This is a genomic window from Pseudarthrobacter sp. TE9888, assembly GCF_056279345.1.
Genome location: NZ_JBWBRD010000002.1, coordinates 535,985 through 552,802, shown reverse-complemented (window position 1 = coordinate 552,802; position 16,818 = coordinate 535,985). Strand labels below are relative to the sequence as shown.

Here is a 16,818-nt window from a genome sequence, read left to right as displayed (position 1 = left end):
CGTCATGCCCTCACTACTCTGTAACTTCCGCGGGCTGCGGCGCAGGGGCCGATTGCGGGACCCTGTCGTAGTCGGCGCCCAGGTTGCCGGTGTTGCCCTTCGCCTTCAGGTCTGCGATGTGGTTGTCGTACTCCTGCTGGGTCACCACCCTGACTTTGAAAAGCATCTCGGAGTGGTACTCGCCGCAGAGCTCAGCGCACTTGCCCATGTACTCGCCGGTGCGGTTGGGGGTGATGCTGATGTACGGGTTGTACTGTTCGTGACCGGGGTAGAGGTCGCGCTTCTGCAGGAAATCCACCACCCAGAACGAATGCTGGACGTCGCGGGACTGCAGGTGCAGTTCCACCGTCTTCCCCACCGGAAGGTAGAGCGTGGGCAGCCGGTCCGGTGCGCCATAGGACCCGTTCAGGTGGGCCTGCTGCCCGGCGTCCTCGTGGACCTGTTCCTTGACGTAGTTGAAGTCCCAGGACCACTGCTTGCCGAAGACATCGATCACCACGTCCGGGTTGGGGTAGCGCGCATCGATGGCACGCTGTTCCCGGTCGGTAAAGACGAACAGGACGCCGATGACAATCAGCGGAATGGCGAGGTAAAAGACTTCGAGGGGGAGGTTGTAGCTCAGCTGCGGTGGGAACCCCACGGTGTTCTTCCGGCGCCGGTACGCCACGATGACCCAGATCATCAGCCCCCAGGTGATGACGCCAACCACCAGTGCGGCGATCCAGGAGTTGACCCACAGGTCCGTGATCAGCTGGGTGTTGTTGGTGGTGTCACGGGCTCCGGGGAGGAAACCGCGGGAGACTTCCGCGGAGCAGGAGGCCAGCGCGGGCAGGGCAAGAATCCCTGCGGCAAGCGCTGCGAAGCGCCGCATGCTGTGGTTTCGGAACGGTTTCTTACCCACTTGTGGTCCCTCCGGCATGCTCCAGAAGCCCGACTGCATGAGCCCACCGCCGGCCCGGGGACCAGCAGTTGTGAGCCCCACCCTACGCGCGGAGCATGGCGATGTGAAGGGTTTTTAGGGCGCCCGGGGCAGCAGGTGCAGGTCCCCGAAGAGGACCGTTTCGCCGGGCTGGCTCCGCTAGCGCGTGGCGGCCCAGACTGACGCTGCTCCCGAGTGGCCGGTGGCGATGCTCTGGTACACCAGGAACAGGCCCGCCAGGACGCCCAAGACGGACGCGGCAGGAAGGACCCAGCGGGATTCGAGGAGCGTGGCCAGGCCGCGGAAGGCGGGCAGCCGGCCAAGCAGCGAGGGGAATGCGGCGGCGATCTGCACCGCCACCACCACCAGGAACAGCGCCGCAACATAGCGGAGGAAGCTTCCCTGGTGGGCGTGGTCCTGGATGAGTTGGGATGCCGGCCGGGCCTTCTCCAGCTGCTCCCCGGCTTCAGCAGTGACCACCGTCAGCGGAACCATCATCAGCGCCAGGATGCCCAGCGGCCATGCCAGGTAGCGCCTGCTGCGCCGGAGAAGTGCGAAAACCACCGCCAGGACACCGGCCAGCGGGGCCAGGACCACCACGCCGTGAATCAGCAGGATGTGGGCGGGAAGGCCGGCGATTTCGAGCACGTGGACGCTCCTGGGCGGTAGGTGGCGGGCGGGGTGGGTGCTGCTAGGCGATGCCGGTGGTGCCCAACAGGCTACCCACCGCGAACGTGAAGGCCATGGCCAACGCGCCGCCCACAACCAGCCGGATGGTTGCCTTGCGCTTGGAGCTTCCGCCGATCTTGGCGCTGATGGTGCCGGTCAGGGCCAGCGCCAGGATGACGGCAACGAAGGTGACCGGGATGCGGGCAGCTTCCGGCGGGAAGATGATGGCCAGCATGGGCAGGATGGCGCCGACGGTGAACGCGATGGCGGAGGCGAACGCGGCGTGCCAGGGGCTGACCACTTCTTCTTCGTCGATGTTCAGTTCGGCGGAGAGGTGCGCCTTCAGGGCGTCCTTCGCCGTCAGTTCCTCGGCCACGGTCCTGGCCGTGGCTTCGCTGAGCCCCTTGTTCTGGTAGATGTGGGCCAGTTCGTCCAGTTCGCCCTCGGGATCGTCCCTGAGCTCCTGGCGTTCCTTTTCGATCAGCGCGCGCTGGCTGTCACTCTGGCTGCTCACGGAGACGTATTCCCCCAGCGCCATGGACACGGCACCGCCCACCACGGCGGCGGTGCCCGCCACCAGGATGGGTGCGAGGTCGTTGGTCACGCCCGCGACGCCCACCACGGTTGCCGCGACCGAGACGATACCGTCGTTCGCTCCCAGTACACCGGCGCGCAGCCAGTTCAGGCGTGCTGCCACGCTGCTGTCGTGGGGCTCGTTGCGGTTGAGCTTGAGGGTTTCAGACATGTTGGCAGTAAAGCACCATGGCGGCCAGTACGCCATGAAGGTTTGCATCCCCTAACACACGGGTCGGGGAAGTGGTGGCTCTTCCCACGGATTGATAAGGCTGCTTATCATAAGGTTTCCTTCCAACAGCGCCTGGAGACAGGGGGCTGAGGGCCGGCAGCGGGAAGGAACTTGCAACGGCGCAGGGGACAGGGGACGACGGCGATGGACACCTATGGCAATGACGGCTCCGGCGGTGCGGGTGCAGGCAGCCGGACGTTCGGCATCGAGGAGGAGCTGCTCCTCGTGGATCCCGGAACCGGGGAAGCCGTACCCCTGGCAGGGGCCCTCCTGGACCTCTACGTCCGCCCGCTGGAAGCCGCGTCCGGACCCGTCCTGACAGCCGAGTTCCAGCAGGAAATGATCGAGGTGGTCAGCCCCCCGCATGCCACCCTGGCCCGGCTGGAACAGGACGTCGTGGCCGGCCGGGCCATCGCCCGCCAGGCGGCCGAGGACGTGGGTGTCAGGGTGGCGGCACTGGGAACCTCGCCGCTGCCCGCCGATCCCCATCCCGTACAGCTCCGGCGGTTCCGGGCAATGATGGAGGAGTACGGGCTGACCGCCAGGGAACAGCTCACCTGCGGCTGCCACATCCACGTCTCGGTCGAGTCCCCGGAGGAGGCCGTGGCCGTGCTGGACCGCATGCGTAACTGGCTGCCGGTGCTTGTCGCGCTGAGCGCCAATTCCCCGTTCTGGCACGGCGAGGACACCGGCTACGCCAGCTACCGTTCGCAGGTGTGGAACCGCTGGCCGTCCGCCGGGCCGCTGGAACTCCTGGGCTCCCCGGACGCCTACCACCAGCTGGTGCATGACATGGTGAGCACCGGCGTCGCCATGGACGAGGGCATGGTGTACTTCGACGCCCGCTTGTCCCGGCACTACCCCACGGTGGAAATCCGGGTGGCCGACGTCTGCCTGCGGCCGGAGAACACCGTGCTGCTGGCCGGAATTGCCCGCGGCCTGGTGGAAGCCGCCGCCAGGGAGTGGCGGGAAGGGATCGAACCGGTGTCCGTCCCGTCTGCGCTGCTCAGGCTTGCCGGCTGGAAGGCAAGCCGGTGGGGCCTCCGGGGTGAGCTGCTCGATCCCCAAACGCACCGCCCGGCGCCCGCGCTCGCCGTCGTCAACTCCCTGCTGCACCATGTCCGCGGGGCGCTGGAGGACATGGGCGACCTGCACCGGGTGGAGGACCTGATGGACAGACTGCTGGCGGACGGTACCGGTGCGGTGCGGCAGATGGAGGTGCTGCACCGCACCGGTGAGCTGGAGCGCGTAGTGGAGGACGCGGCGGACTGCACGGTCCCAACCTCCTGAAAGGCCTGCGGCGGGGTCAGTACGTTGTCGCGTCGGAGATGATCAGGGGTGGCCGGGGCGCCTGGTTGAAGTCGAAGGCGTTGGCCAGGTCACCGAGCTGGGGATTGTTCTCCCGGACGCCCGGACGGTTGTCAGGCCGGCCGTCGGTGGCGGGGTCGATCCGCTCACCGCCCAGGAAATCGTCCTCGATAAACTTGAAGTACGCGTCCTGGCTGAGGACCTGGTGGTCGATGTACCCCTTCTTGGCATACGGGCTGATAACCATGGCGGGGACGCGCAGGCCGTATCCATTGTTGTCCACCACCGGCGGCTGGACGTGGTCATAGAACCCGCCCCAGTCGTCCCAGTTGAGGAAGATGGCGGTGCTGTCCCAGTCCGGTCCGCTCATGATCGCGTTGATCAGGCCGGCAACATACTGCTGGCCCGTGCTCATCTTCGCCGGGGGATGTTCGCTGACTGCGTCGGTGGGCGCCACCCACGTGACTGCAGGGAGCCTGCCCTGCCGGGCATCGTCGTAAAAACCGGTCAGCGGCTTGATGTTCCCTTGCTCCCCGTCCTCCTTGACGGTGTCGAAATAGGGAAGCGGATTCCACCGGCCCGGCGTTTCGGCGTCCTGTTTGACGGGCTGGCAGGTGGCGGCGTCGTTTTCGCAGTCCGGTTCGGTCCCGCCGAACACGTAATACGCCCACGGGACGGCGTGTTTGTGGAGCAGGTAGGTCAGGTCGGTCCAGGCGTAGTCCGGCCGGCTGAGCGTTTTGGCGGCATCGGCCAGTTTTCCCTTTAGGGCATCCGGGACGTCGGCGCCGTTAACGGCGTTCCTGCAGCCGGTGAAGGTATCGGTGAATTTGCAGCTGCCAGAGGCGACCTGCGAGGTTTGCGCGGCCAGGTCAGGGCTGAGGCCCGCAGCCTGGAGGGCAGCCTGGCAAGGCTGCGGATCGGTGTTCGCCTGGCATTGGCCGATCAGGCTCTTGTCAAAGTCCGCCTTCTCCGGCTCGGTATCGAGGCCCTGCAGCGAATTGACGCACGACGACGGGTCCCCGGCCTTGGTGCACTTGGCGGACCACTCCGAAACCATGTAGAGGTGGGCCTGCAGGCTGCCGGCCGCAGCGGAGGAAAACATGTGGTCCTGCAGGACGAAGTTGTCGGCGTAATCCCAGTAGGTGGGCAGTTGGTTCCTGTCGTGGTAGCCCATGACATCGGTGGCCTTCGACTTGTACTTGCAGTCGGTGGCCGTGGGTTCGCAATGGGCCAGGCCTTTTTCCGCCTGCGCCACGAAACCGTCCAGGGCCCCGCCGTTGATGTCGGCGGTGGCGTCGTCCGGGCTGTGCGGGCCGCCGGCGTTGGAATCGGCGGTGCTGTAGAACGGTGACGCGCAGCCGCCTTTGGCAGGATCCGGAATGCAGGCGGTGGGTTTGCCGTCCTGCATGGGAATCCCGTCGGCACCCGGGTAGGTGCCGAAGTAGCTGTCGAACGACCTGTTTTCCTGGGTGATGATCACCACGTGCTTGATCTTGGAGATTCCCGTGTCAGGCCCCGAGGGCGTCCCGGACCGCATGACGGGGGGAATGGCGACGGCGAGGACCACCAAAACGAGCGCGGCCGCACCCGCCAGGACGGCCCGCCGTCGTCCTGCCCGTTGAAGCCGGGCCCGGGAGAGCTTCACCTAGGATGCCTGCCGCAGGACGTCGCCGCTGAAGGTCTTCACGCCGGGGTCGGCCGCCATTCCCAGCCGGGGCAGGTGGAAGAGGTCCTCGATGGTGGCCAGCAGGCTGTAGTGGTTGTACGGCTGGTCCGAGGAAGCGCCCGCCGTGCTGAACGGGGAGAGCACCAACGCTCCCACCCTTCCGCCTGCGGCACCTCCGGCGGGGCTGCCCGCGGATCCGGAAGAGGGGCCCACCGAGTTGACCTCGGCCTCGTCGAAGGTGATCACCAGCATGCCGTCCTGTTGGAAGGCCGGGGAGGCGAGGATGGCCGGGACCTGGTCCTTGAGCCAGTTGTCCACCGTCCCCATGCCGCCGCCGGTGCCGTCGGCGCAGGATTCGTCATGCCCGTCGTGGCAGAGGTCGGGGGTGATGTAGGCGAGGTTCGGCGTGGTGTCCACGGATTTCATGTCGTCCGCAAGCGCAGAGTAATTGACCACGTTGTTGGCGCAGTCCGGGGACGACAGGATCGAGTGGAAGTAGACGAACGGGTTGTGGTGCGTGGAGTACATCTCCTCCCGGGTGGCCCTGATGTGGTTATCGGCATCCCCGACGTTGGGGTGCTCACACGGTTGCTGCATGTCCTCCATGTAGCCCTTCCACGTTTTGCCTTGCGCGGTCAGCTGCCCAGCCACAGTTTGGGTGTCCTCAGGATAGACGCAACCGTTGCCCTGCAGCGTGCCGTCCGGCCCATTGCCGGTGGCGTGGAACTCGGTGTAGGCGCGGCAGTCCTGCTTGGTGGCGTCGTTGGGCAGCTGTCCGGAGATTTGGGCAAGGTAGTTGGGCAGCGAGTTGTGCGATATCCCGTAGTAGTTCGTCAGCAGCACACCCTGGCTCCGGAGAGTTCCGGCAAGGTACGGGGCGGCAGAGTTGTCACCCCACACAGTGTCGTAGTTCTTGTTTTCGAGGTTGATGACAAATACGTGCCCCGGAGTTCCCTTGGCAGGTGCGCCGCCGGGATTCGTGACGGGGGAGGGGGCCGGGGCTGCCGTCTTTGTGGGGCTCTGGGTCGGCGCTGGCTTGGGGCTGCCCGTCGGGGCAGGCGCGGGGCTGGCGGGCTGGCAGCCCACCAGGACGGTTACCAACAGGGCCGGGACCAGGAGCAGGCCGGCGGCCCGCCACCCCCGCGGCCTTTTTTGCGCAGCTGAACCTGGTTCCATGCCTGGCCTCCTTGGGCTGTCTGAGGTGACCTGCCGGCCGGGATGGGGGACAGCCCGGCCGGCAGGTATTTGCTCCCCAGCGATGCGGATACTCTCGCACACCGAAACCGCGTTTCGTCCGGGCACTACCTGTGAGTTGACCGGGAATCCAATGCCGAGGCTCCGCAATGCCTGACCAGGCTCAGCCGGTCTTTCGGCGGTATACCAATGCCGCGGCCGCGCTGGCTGCGACGAGTATCCCGGCAAGCCAGGCCAGGGCCGTCCAGATGCCGCTGCCCACCGCTTGCTGGGCAAACAGGGCACGGATGGTGTCCACGATGGAGGTCACCGGCTGGTTCTCCGCGAACCAGGCCACCGGGCCCGGCATCGAACCGGTGGGAACGAACGCCGAACTGATGAACGGCAGGAAGATCAGCGGGTAGCTGAAGCCGCTGGCCCCGTCCACCGTTTTGGCCAGCAGCCCGGCGATCACGGCGATCCAGGTCAGGGCCAGGGTGAACAGCGCAAGGATTCCGACGACGGCCAGCCAGGCGGCCACGGACGCTCCGGTGCGGAAGCCCATCAGCAGGGCAACGCCCACCACGATCGACAGTGCGCCGAAGTTGGCGGCCAGGGACGTGAGTACGTGGGCCCACAGCACGCTGGACCTGGCCACCGGCATCGACCTGAACCGTTCAAAGATGCCGCCCTGGAGGTCCAGGAACAGCCGGTAGGCGGTGTAGGCCACGCCGGAGGAAATGGTGATGAGCAGGATGCCGGGCAGCAGGTAATTGACGTAGGGGCCGCCGGTGCCGGTGCTGATGGCGCCGCCAAAAACGTAGACGAACAGCAGCATCATGGCCACCGGTGTGACAGCCGTGGTGATGATGGTGTCCGGGCTGCGGAGGATATGGCGGAGTGAGCGCCCGGTCAGGATTCGGGTGTCGCTGAGGGCATGGGTACGCATCACAATTCATCTCCAACAAGTGCCAGGAAGACGTCCTCCAGGGACGGCTGCTTCTCGACGTATTCCACCGTGGCGGCCGGCAGGAGCCGCTTGAGCTCGGCCAGGGTCCCGTTCTGGATGATGGTGCCATGGTGCAGGATGGCGATCCGGTCGGCGAGGTGTTCGGCCTCGTCAAGGTACTGGGTGGTGAGCAACACCGTGGTGCCCTGGCTGGCGAGTTGCCGGATGGTGTCCCAGACCTCGAGCCGTGCCTGCGGGTCCAGGCCGGTAGTGGGTTCATCGAGGAAGATGACCGGGGGATTTCCGATCAGGCTCATGGCGATGTCCAGCCGGCGCCGCATTCCCCCTGAGTAGGTGGAGGCCCTCCTGCCGGCGGCCTCCGCCAGCGAGAACCTGCGGAGGAGTTGGTCCGCGATGGCCCCGGCATCCTGCAGGTGCCGGAGCCTGGCCACCAGCACCAGGTTCTCCCGTCCGGTCAGCACTTCGTCCACGGCGGCGAACTGGCCTGTAAGGCTGATGGAGCCGCGCACCTCCGCCGGCTCTGCGCCGACGTCGTACCCGCCTACGGAAGCGGTGCCCGCGTCCGCCCTCAACAGCGTTGAGAGGATCCGGATCAGGGTGGTCTTGCCGGCGCCGTTGGAGCCGAGGAGCGCAAAGATGCTGCCCCGGGCGACATCAAAGTCCACGCCCCGCAGCACGTGCACGTCCTTGAACGACTTCTCGATGCCCTGCACCCGGACGGCGGGTTGCAGGGCCTGGTCAGTGGCCATGGCTGGTCCTTTCGGCGTTGGTGGGGTCAGGCGTCGCCGGCGGAGGCCTGGTTGATGGAGTCCGTCAGGCGCTGCCGCTCCTTCTGGATCCACTGGCCGCCGGAATAGTTGCGAATGAAAGTCTCGGCGAATTCAACGGGGTCGTCCCCCACGACGTCGCGGACGGGGGTGTTGTTGGCGGCGGCCTGTTCGATCAGGTCAGCAAGGTCCTCCAGCATCTGCATGAGGACATCGCCCTTGACGATGGCGCCCGCGTACATGAAGTAGCGTTCGAGGGCGTCGATGGCAGTGCGATAGCTGCCGGGCAGCTGCTCCTTGCGCGCCTTGTACTGGCGCCAGCGCTTCTTGTCCTCGAGCGGACCGGTGACTTTTTCGAGCCATCCCTGGGCCATGGTCATTCTCCTTGTTCGTGTGGTTGTTGATTGTTGCGGTGGAGGTGTTCGATCCGTTCGGCGAGGAAGCTCCAGGTGCTCCAGAATTCGTCCAGGTAGGTGCTGCCTGTTGCATTGAGGGTGTACACCTTGCGGGGCGGCCCCTTTTCTTGAGGGGACCTTTTCCACGTCCACCAGGCCACGCTGCTCGATCCGGACCAGCAGGGCGTACACCGTGCCCTCGGCGATGTCGGAAAAGCCCTGTTCCCGCAGCCGCGCCGTGATGTCATACCCGTACGCGGGCTGCAGGGCGAGGAGGGCAAGGACCACGCCTTCCAGCGTGCCCTTGAGCATCTCGGTCATTTGCTTGCCCATGAGGTGTTTTCCTTAGTACATAGTTACGCTGACTACTGGTAAATAGTAACACTGAGTACCGGAAGGGCAAGGGCCGGGCAGGTCTTTCTGCCCTACACGCCGGACAGCGGCAGGCGTTGACTTAAACCGCGGGATGCTGGGGACCGCGGGCTGGAAACGCACAATGCGTCCCGCCCACACCAGAAAGGAAAGTTCAGTGAAAAAGTGGTATCGGTGGCAGGACTATGTAGCGGTCGCCGCCGGACTCTTCACCGCGGTGGCGGTCCTGTTCACGCGGCAGCTAAACATGTCCACCACCCTGATGCTCGTCTTCGGCGGGCTCCTGGTGGTCAGCGGCATTATCAACCTGGCCATGCCGGGAACTCCGGCCATGGAATACGTGCAGGCCATCCTCGCAGCAGGACTGGTCCTCTCGCCATGGCTCGGGACATACACGGGCGCAACGGGTGCAGCCTGGACGTCATGGATCGCAGGGGCAGTGGCACTGGTGGTAACAGCGGTGGCCATTAAGCCCAGCACCGACCTCCGCCACACCTACCGCGTCTCGCATTAGCAGGAGGCATCCGCCATGACTGAGGTGCTGCGCTACGAAGTGGGATCCGGAACCGTGCTCGTTGAGGCTGCGGACAACAGCTACGGGGTGGACCATCCCGCCCGCAACGAGCAGGGGATCCTGGACACGGGCAGGCGGCTGGAAGATGCCCTTGCCAGCGTCCGTCCCGCCGCCCGCGCAGCACTGGAGGCCATGGCGGAACTCACCCCCGAACAGATCCAGATCGAGTTCGGCGTGAAGCTTGCCGGGGACGCCGGGGCGGTGATCGCCAAGAGCAGTTCGGACGCCCACTTTGTCCTCCGGATGTCCTGGAACCCCGCGGCGGCAGCGCCGCCACGGGAAGAAACCACACATGACGGGTGACGGCGATGGTGTCATTTCATGACAGGTCCGACGCCGGGCGGCGGCTGGGAAAACGGCTGGCCGGCCTGCGCGGCCGGGACGTCGTGGTGCTGGGCCTGCCCCGCGGCGGCGTCCCCGTTGCGTTTGAGGTAGCCAAGGCCCTCGGGGCGCCGCTGGATGTGATTGTGGTGCGGAAACTGGGGGTTCCGTTCCAGCCGGAGGTGGCCATGGGCGCCATCGGGGAGGGCGGCGTCCGCGTCCTGGACCCGCGCACCATCTCCATGGCCCGCGTCTCCCAGGAGGACCTGCAGCAGGTGGAGCGCCGGGAGCGGGCCCTGCTGGACAGCAGGGTGGCGCGGTTCCGCCAGGGCCGGCGCCGCATCGACCTCGCCGGCCGTACGGTGGTCATCGTCGACGACGGAATCGCCACCGGGTCAACCGCCAGGGCGGCCTGCCAGGTGGCACGGCAACTCGGCGCCGCAAAAGTCATCCTCGCAGTTCCGGTTGCCCCCGCCCGCGCCATTGTGGAGCTCAAGGAACCGGACGACGTCGTCTGCCTGCTCTCGCCCCAGGACTTCCAGGCCGTGGGGTACTACTACCGTGACTTTTCGCCCACCGAGGACGGTGAGGTGGTGCAGCTCCTGGACGCCGCTGCCGCTCCGGAGCATCCCAGTGACGGGTATCTGGGAGACGGCAGCCTGGAGGACGACGTCGAAATCCCGGACGGGATGGTGGTGCTGCGCGGCAGCCTCTACCTGCCGGCCCGGTGCGACGGCACGGTCCTGTTCGCGCACGGCAGCGGCAGCAGCAGGCACAGCCCCCGCAACCGCTTCGTTGCCTCCGTGCTGCACGCCGCCGGCCTGGGGACACTGCTGCTGGACCTGCTGACCCCCGAGGAGGAGGTCAACCGGGCCAACGTGTTCGACATCAGCCTGCTGGCACGCCGCCTTTCCGCCGCCACGCATTGGCTGGAGGCGCGGCATGACGGGTCCGCCGGCCGGATCGGCTACTTCGGGGCCAGCACCGGTGCGGGTGCTGCCCTGTGGACCGCCGCCGAGCCGGGCGCCCAGGTTGCCGCCGTGGTGTCCCGCGGCGGCCGGCCGGACCTGGCAGGTCCCCGGCTTGCGGCGGTCAAAGCCCCCACCCTGCTGATCGTCGGCGGCGCCGATACCCAGGTGCTGGCCCTCAACCGGCAGGCCATGGCGGGCATGCAGGCCCCCACCCGGCTGGAGATCGTCCCGGGCGCCACGCACCTCTTCGAGGAGCCTGGCACCCTCGCTTTGGCGGCAACCCTGGCGGCGGACTGGTTCCGGCATTACCTCCTGCCCTCGCCGGTCGGCCGGTCCGCGCCGGAGGCCAGGGAATGAACGTTTCCGCCGGCGGCCAGGTCGCCGCCGCCATCGCCAAAGATGTGGCCGCCCTCAGGGTCCGGCCCAACATGCTGGATTACGACGCCGCCCGGCGGGACTTCAGCTGGGAACAGGCACGGCAGGCGCTGGCCGGTCTGCCCGGTGGCCGCGGCGTCAACATCGCCTACGAGGCCGTGGACCGGCACGTGGCGGAAGGCCGGGGCGCCAAGGAGGCGCTGCGGTTCGTGATGGCCGACGGCGGCACCAAGTCCCTGAGCTACGGGGACCTTGCGGACGGGTCCGCAAGGTTCGCCGCCGTCCTCAGGACGCTCGAGGTGGGGCGCGGCGAGCGGGTCTTTTCGCTGCTGGGACGCAGCCCGGACCTGTACACCGCAGTGCTGGGGACGTTCAAGAACGGCAGCGTCTTCTGCCCGCTCTTTTCCGCCTTTGGTCCCGAACCGGTCCGGCAGCGGCTGCACCTGGGGGCAGGGCGGGTGCTGGTGACCACCAGGGCCCTGTACCGCAGGAAGGTTGCACCGCTGCGGGACACCCTGCCGGAGCTCCGCCACGTGCTGCTGGTGGACGCTAACGGCACTCCCGACCCCGGGACCCTGGACCTGGCAGCACTCCTGGCCCAGGTTGACCCCAGCGGGGAGATCGCAGCCACGCAGCCGGAGGACATGGCCCTGCTGCACTTCACCAGCGGCACCACAGGCACACCGAAAGGTGCCATCCACGTCCATGACGCCGTGGCAGCCCACTACGCCACCGGCCGCTTCGCCCTGGACCTGCACCCGGACGATACCTATTGGTGCACCGCCGATCCGGGCTGGGTGACCGGCATGTCATACGGCATCATCGCGCCGCTGGTGCACGGGGTCACCGCCATCGTGGACCAGGAGGAACTGGACGCGGACCGCTGGTACCGGATCCTCGCGGAGCAGCGCGTCACGGTCTGGTACACAGCCCCCACCGCCCTGCGGATGCTCATGAAGGCGGGTGCGGAACGAGCCGCCGGGCATGACCTGTCCGCGCTGCGCTTCATCGCCAGTGTGGGGGAGCCGCTGAACCCGGAGGCGGTGGTGTGGGGGCGGGACGTGCTCGGCCTGCCGGTGCACGATAACTGGTGGCAGACCGAAACCGGCGGAATCATGATCGCCAACTATGCCGCCATGGACATCCGGCCCGGGTCCATGGGCCGCCCGCTGCCCGGCATCGAGGCCGCCCTGGTGGCCCGCGACGCCGACGGCAAACCCATCATCAAGGACGGCCAGGCCGTCCTGGTCACCGAACCGGACACCATGGGTGAGCTGGCCCTTCGTCCCGGCTGGCCGTCCATGTTCCGCGGCTACCTCAATGAGGAGGAACGCTACCGGCGCTGCTTCGCCGGCGGCTGGTACCTCACGGGGGACCTGGCAAAGCGCGACGGCGACGGCTACTTCTGGTTCGTCGGCCGCGGCGACGACGTCATCAAGTCTTCCGGCCACCTGATCGGCCCCTTCGAAGTGGAGAGCTGCCTGATGGAGCACCCGGCAGTGGCCGAAGCGGGCGTGATCGGGGTTCCGGACCCCGTTGCCGGCGAAGTGGTCAAGGCCTTTGTGGAACTCAAGCCCGGCCACGAGCCCACCGAGGACCTGCAACTGGACATCATCGGGTTCGCGCGGAAACGGCTGGGGGCCGCCGTCGCGCCCCGGCTGCTGGACTTCACCACCACGCTGCCCAAGACGCGCAGCGGCAAGATCCTGCGCCGGCTCCTCAAATCGCGCGAGCTGGGGCTGCCCGAAGGTGACACCTCAACGCTGGAATCCCCGGCAGGACCTGCTATGACGCTGAAGGAGCGGCCATGAGCACCCTCAGGGGCCAGACCGTCCCGGACCCGGAACACGCCCTGCACCTGCTGCGGCAGATGCTTCGTGTGCGCCGGCTCGAGGAGAAATGCATCGAGCTGTACAGTGCCGCCAAGATCCGCGGCTTCCTGCACGTCTACATCGGCGAGGAGGCCGTGGCCGCAGGTGTGATGCAAACCCTGGCGCCTGAGGACGCAGTGGTGGCCACCTACCGCGAACACGGGCACGCCCTCCTCCGCGGCGTCTCGGCCGGTGCCATCCTCGCCGAAATGTACGGCCACGCCGAAGGATGCTGCCGGGGCCGCGGCGGGTCCATGCACCTCTTCGACGCCGCCACCCGCTTCTACGGCGGAAACGCGATCGTGGCCGGCGGGCTGCCCCTCGCCGTCGGCCTGGCGCTCGCGGACCGGATGGCCGGCCGCCAGCAGGTGACCGTCTGCTTCTTCGGCGAAGGCGCCGTGGCTGAAGGCGAGTTCCACGAAAGCATGAACCTGGCCGCCTTGTGGCAGCTGCCGGTGCTGTTCTGCTGCGAAAACAACCTGTACGCCATGGGAACCGCGCTGCGCCGCTCCGAATCCCAGACCGACATCGCGCTCAAGGCCGCCGGGTACGAGATCCCCGCCTGGGCAGTGGACGGCATGGATGTGCTCGCCGTGGAGGAAGCCGCCCGGCGGGCCGTGGAGGCGGTGCGGTCCGGCGGCGGCCCGCACTTCCTCGAACTGCGCACATACCGGTTCCGGGCCCACTCCATGTTCGATCCGGAGCTGTACCGGGAGAAATCCGAGGTGGCCCAGTGGATGGAACGGGACCCCATCAGCCTGCTGCAGGGTGCCATGCAGGCGGCGGGTCAGCTGGCGGAGAAGGACTGGACCGCCCTGCAGGCGGACGTGGACGCAGAGATCAGCACCGCCGTCGGATTCGCCGAGAACGGGACGCCGGAGCCGGTGTCCGAGCTCAGCCGGTTTGTCTACAGCGACCGGCCGGATGACGGCAGTGCGGGCAGCGGCGCGGGCCCGGGCCAGGGGGAGACGACTGGGAAAGGCGGGGCTGCAGGATGAAAACCACGTACCGGGAAGCCATGCGCGCGGCCCTCCGCGACGCCATGCAGCGCGATGACCGGGTGTTCCTCATGGGCGAGGACGTGGGCCGGTACGGCGGCAGCTTCGCCGTGAGCCTGGGCCTGCTGGAGGAATTCGGGCCGGAACGAATCCGCGACACGCCCCTGTCCGAGTCCGGTTTCGTCGGCGCCGGGATCGGCGCCGCCCTGGGCGGGATGCGTCCCGTCGTCGAAATCATGACCGTCAACTTCAGCCTGCTGGCGCTGGACCAGATCATCAACAACGCCGCCACCCTGCTGCACATGTCCGGAGGCCAGTTCAATGTGCCCATCGTGATCCGGATGACCACCGGCGCCGGCCGCCAGCTCGGCGCCCAGCACTCCCACAGCCTGGAGGGCTGGTACGCCCACATTCCCGGGCTGCGGATCCTCGCCCCCGCCACACTCGCGGACGCCCGCGGCATGCTGTGGACCGCGCTGCAGGACCCGGACCCGGTGCTGATCTTCGAGCACGGCTCGCTGTACAACGTGGCGGGGGAGCTCGACGACGGCGCCGGCGCCGTGGACATCGACAAGGCAGCGGTCCTCCGGCACGGGGACGGCCTGACCCTCATCACCTACGGCGGCACGCTGCCCATGGTGCTGGAGGCCGCCGACCAGCTGGCCGGTGAGGACATCGACGCGGACGTCATCGACCTGCGCACCCTCCGCCCGCTCGATGCCCACACCATCGTGGACAGCGTGGCCAGGACGCACCGGGCCGTGGTGGTGGACGAAGGCTGGCGCAGCGGCAGCATCTCCGCCGAGATCGCGGCCCGGATCTGTGAGCAGGCCTTCTTCGACCTCGACGCGCCCGTGGAACGGGTGTGCAGCCTGGAGGTGCCGGTCCCGTACGCCAAGCACCTGGAGCAGGCGGCGCTGCCAACCGTGGAGCGGGTCATGGCCGCCGCGCGAAGGGCCGTGGGGGCCAATGGCTGACTTCCGGATGCCGTCCCTGGGCGCGGACATGGAGCACGGCAAGGTGGTGGAGTGGCTGGTCAAACCCGGGGACTACGTCCACAAGGGCGATATCGTGGCGGCCGTGGACACGGACAAAACAGTCATGGATATCGAATCGTTCGAGGAAGGCGTGGTGGCCGAGTTCCTGGTGGACCTCGGCGACACGGTGGACGTGGGCACCCCGATCGCCCGGATCACGGCCACCCCCGCCGAACTTCCGGCCGCCCCAACCCCGCCCGCCCCATCCCCAAAGGCAGCCCCGCCCGTGCGCCACCTGGCGCACACACTCGGGGTCGACGTCGGACGCCTCAGCGGGAGCGGTGCCGGCGGTGAGGTGACACGGGAGGACGTCGAACGCGCCGCGGCAGCGCCCGGCGCCGGCCCCGGGCCTGCCCCCGCCGTGGCGGCGGAAGCGCCCGCGGAGCCGGCGGAGGACACGGCCCACCGGGTGCGGTCCTCACCGCTGGCCCGGCGGCTGGCGGTGGAACTCGGCGTCCGCCTGGCAGACATCGCGGGAACGGGCCCCGGCGGTGCGGTGACGGAAGAGGACGTGCTGGCCGCGGTTCCGCCCAGGGAACGGGCACCCCAGGGCACCCGCGCGGACAAGCCGGCGGCAGCACCGCCGTCGGCCGTTCCAGCGACGGAACCAGCCACGCCGGAACGGCAGGCTGCGGCGCCACCCGCGCCCCAGCCGCAGCAGTCGCCCCAGCACGGCAGGAAGGACACCGGCGGCAAGGCCGAGAGCCTGCGGCAGGCGATCGGCGCCCTGATGTCCCGGTCCAAGAAGGAAATCCCGCATTACTACCTCTCCACCACCCTGGACCTGGCGGCGGCCATGGCGTGGATGCAGGCGGCAAACCAGCAGCGCCCGGTCTCGTCCCGGCTGGTGCCGTCGGCCCTGCTGCTGAAGGCCACCGCGCTCGCGGCCAAGGAGGTGCCGGATATGAACGGGTTCTTCACCAAGGGCGCCTTCCAGCCCAGCAGCGGCGTGCACCTGGGCGTGGCAGTCGCCCTGCGGCACGGCGGCCTGGTGGCCCCGGCCCTGCACGACGCCGACACGCTGTCGCTCGATCAGCTCATGGACCAGCTGCGCGACCTGGTGGGCCGGGCCCGGGCCGGCCGGCTGCAGCGCGCGGAGATGGCCGATCCCACCATCACCGTGACCAATTTGGGGGACCTCGGCGTCGAGAGCGTGTACGGCGTGATTTATCCGCCGCAGGTGGCCATGGTGGGGTTCGGCAAGGTGATGGAACAGCCGTGGGCGCACAACGGGATGCTGGGCATCCGGCACGCGGCGATTGCCACGTTGTCAGCGGACCACCGGGTGAGCGACGGCCTGCGCGGCGGGCGGTTCCTGGCCCGCATTGACGAGTTGCTGCAGAAGCCCGGGGACCTGTGAATCCGTGAGCGAGGAGGAACCGTGAACGAACAGGACGCACGCCAGGCGGTGGAGGCCGCGATCGGCAAGGTAGCCCCCGACGTCGAGCCTGGAGACCTGGACAGCGGTGCCCGCCTGCGCCAGGACCTGGAACTGGACTCGCTGGATTTTCTCCGCCTGGTGGAAGTCATTGCGGAATCCACGGGCGTGGACATCCCGGAGGCGGACTACCCGGAGGTGGCCACGGTGGGCGGACTGGTCCTGTATTTGGCGGGCCACGGATAGGGC

The 16,818-nt window shown here is 67.9% G+C and carries 17 protein-coding genes and 1 pseudogene; 9 read left to right on the top strand and 9 right to left on the bottom strand.

Annotated elements, in window-relative coordinates; all coding sequences use genetic code 11:
* Window positions 1-13: 13 nt before the first annotated feature.
* From ctaC to ACZ9J7_RS03220, 3 genes are all read right to left on the bottom strand, one after another.
* Window positions 14-871, bottom strand: coding sequence for an aa3-type cytochrome oxidase subunit II (gene ctaC / locus ACZ9J7_RS03230; RefSeq protein ID WP_476211795.1), 858 nt, complete (start codon window positions 869-871; stop codon window positions 14-16).
* Between the two features lie 207 nt (window positions 872-1,078).
* A complete protein-coding gene (locus ACZ9J7_RS03225) occupies window positions 1,079-1,567 on the bottom strand; it encodes a hypothetical protein (protein WP_476206976.1) in 489 nt (162 codons plus the stop codon).
* Between the two features lie 43 nt (window positions 1,568-1,610).
* On the bottom strand, window positions 1,611-2,333 hold the full coding sequence (locus ACZ9J7_RS03220; RefSeq protein ID WP_476206975.1) for a VIT1/CCC1 transporter family protein: 723 nt from the start codon (window positions 2,331-2,333) through the stop codon (window positions 1,611-1,613).
* 204 nt (window positions 2,334-2,537) lie between these two features.
* On the opposite strand from ACZ9J7_RS03220, the gene ACZ9J7_RS03215 reads away from it, so the two are divergent.
* Window positions 2,538-3,683, top strand: a complete 1,146-nt coding sequence (locus ACZ9J7_RS03215) for a carboxylate-amine ligase (RefSeq protein WP_476206973.1) — start codon at window positions 2,538-2,540, stop codon at window positions 3,681-3,683.
* A 16-nt stretch (window positions 3,684-3,699) separates the two neighbouring features.
* On the opposite strand, the gene ACZ9J7_RS03210 is transcribed toward ACZ9J7_RS03215, so the two are convergent.
* The 6 genes and pseudogenes from ACZ9J7_RS03210 to ACZ9J7_RS03185 all read right to left on the bottom strand — a co-directional run bounded on the left by ACZ9J7_RS03210 (window position 3,700) and on the right by ACZ9J7_RS03185 (window position 9,005).
* Entirely contained in the window at window positions 3,700-5,346 is a 1,647-nt protein-coding gene (locus ACZ9J7_RS03210) for an alkaline phosphatase family protein (protein WP_476206971.1), read from the bottom strand.
* Window positions 5,347-6,543 (bottom strand): alkaline phosphatase family protein, encoded by a 1,197-nt coding sequence (locus ACZ9J7_RS03205; protein ID WP_476206969.1) that lies wholly within the window; start codon window positions 6,541-6,543, stop codon window positions 5,347-5,349.
* A 181-nt stretch (window positions 6,544-6,724) separates the two neighbouring features.
* The gene (locus tag ACZ9J7_RS03200) at window positions 6,725-7,489 is read right to left on the bottom strand and encodes an ABC transporter permease (protein ID WP_476206967.1); all 765 of its coding nucleotides are present in this window, start codon (window positions 7,487-7,489) and stop codon (window positions 6,725-6,727) included.
* On the bottom strand, window positions 7,489-8,259 hold the full coding sequence (locus tag ACZ9J7_RS03195) for an ABC transporter ATP-binding protein (RefSeq protein ID WP_476206965.1): 771 nt from the start codon (window positions 8,257-8,259) through the stop codon (window positions 7,489-7,491). Before ACZ9J7_RS03195 ends, ACZ9J7_RS03200 begins: the two co-directional genes overlap by 1 nt.
* 26 nt (window positions 8,260-8,285) lie before the next feature.
* Window positions 8,286-8,726, bottom strand: a complete 441-nt coding sequence (locus ACZ9J7_RS03190) for a DUF1048 domain-containing protein (protein WP_476211794.1) — start codon at window positions 8,724-8,726, stop codon at window positions 8,286-8,288.
* Window positions 8,654-9,005: pseudogene (locus ACZ9J7_RS03185) on the bottom strand (PadR family transcriptional regulator). Before ACZ9J7_RS03185 ends, ACZ9J7_RS03190 begins: the two are co-directional and overlap by 73 nt.
* Before the next feature lie 196 nt (window positions 9,006-9,201).
* Here ACZ9J7_RS03185 and ACZ9J7_RS03180 point away from each other — a divergent pair.
* Genes ACZ9J7_RS03180 through ACZ9J7_RS03145 form a run of 8 tightly spaced genes read left to right on the top strand, consistent with a single transcriptional unit; the run spans window position 9,202 to window position 16,815 of the window.
* Window positions 9,202-9,558 (top strand): SPW repeat domain-containing protein, encoded by a 357-nt coding sequence (locus ACZ9J7_RS03180; protein WP_175317785.1) that lies wholly within the window; start codon window positions 9,202-9,204, stop codon window positions 9,556-9,558.
* A 15-nt stretch (window positions 9,559-9,573) separates the two neighbouring features.
* Window positions 9,574-9,921 carry a CU044_2847 family protein gene (locus ACZ9J7_RS03175; protein WP_476206964.1) on the top strand — a complete coding sequence of 116 codons (348 nt, stop codon included), beginning with the start codon at window positions 9,574-9,576 and terminating at the stop codon, window positions 9,919-9,921.
* Window positions 9,922-9,926: 5 nt separating this feature from the next.
* The gene (locus ACZ9J7_RS03170; RefSeq protein WP_476206963.1) at window positions 9,927-11,267 is read left to right on the top strand and encodes a phosphoribosyltransferase family protein; all 1,341 of its coding nucleotides are present in this window, start codon (window positions 9,927-9,929) and stop codon (window positions 11,265-11,267) included.
* A complete protein-coding gene (gene acsA / locus ACZ9J7_RS03165; RefSeq protein WP_476206961.1) occupies window positions 11,264-13,096 on the top strand; it encodes an acetate--CoA ligase in 1,833 nt (610 codons plus the stop codon). Before ACZ9J7_RS03170 ends, acsA begins: the two co-directional genes overlap by 4 nt.
* Window positions 13,093-14,154: a pyruvate dehydrogenase (acetyl-transferring) E1 component subunit alpha gene (pdhA, locus tag ACZ9J7_RS03160; protein ID WP_476206959.1), complete on the top strand. Its 1,062-nt coding sequence runs from the start codon at window positions 13,093-13,095 to the stop codon at window positions 14,152-14,154. Before acsA ends, pdhA begins: the two co-directional genes overlap by 4 nt.
* Window positions 14,151-15,131, top strand: coding sequence for an alpha-ketoacid dehydrogenase subunit beta (locus ACZ9J7_RS03155; protein WP_307359451.1), 981 nt, complete (start codon window positions 14,151-14,153; stop codon window positions 15,129-15,131). The genes pdhA and ACZ9J7_RS03155 overlap by 4 nt, the downstream gene beginning before the upstream one ends.
* Window positions 15,124-16,551 carry a 2-oxo acid dehydrogenase subunit E2 gene (locus tag ACZ9J7_RS03150; protein WP_476206957.1) on the top strand — a complete coding sequence of 476 codons (1,428 nt, stop codon included), beginning with the start codon at window positions 15,124-15,126 and terminating at the stop codon, window positions 16,549-16,551. The genes ACZ9J7_RS03155 and ACZ9J7_RS03150 overlap by 8 nt, the downstream gene beginning before the upstream one ends.
* Before the next feature lie 21 nt (window positions 16,552-16,572).
* Window positions 16,573-16,815 carry an acyl carrier protein gene (locus ACZ9J7_RS03145; RefSeq protein ID WP_141159506.1) on the top strand — a complete coding sequence of 81 codons (243 nt, stop codon included), beginning with the start codon at window positions 16,573-16,575 and terminating at the stop codon, window positions 16,813-16,815.
* Window positions 16,816-16,818 lie beyond the last annotated feature (3 nt).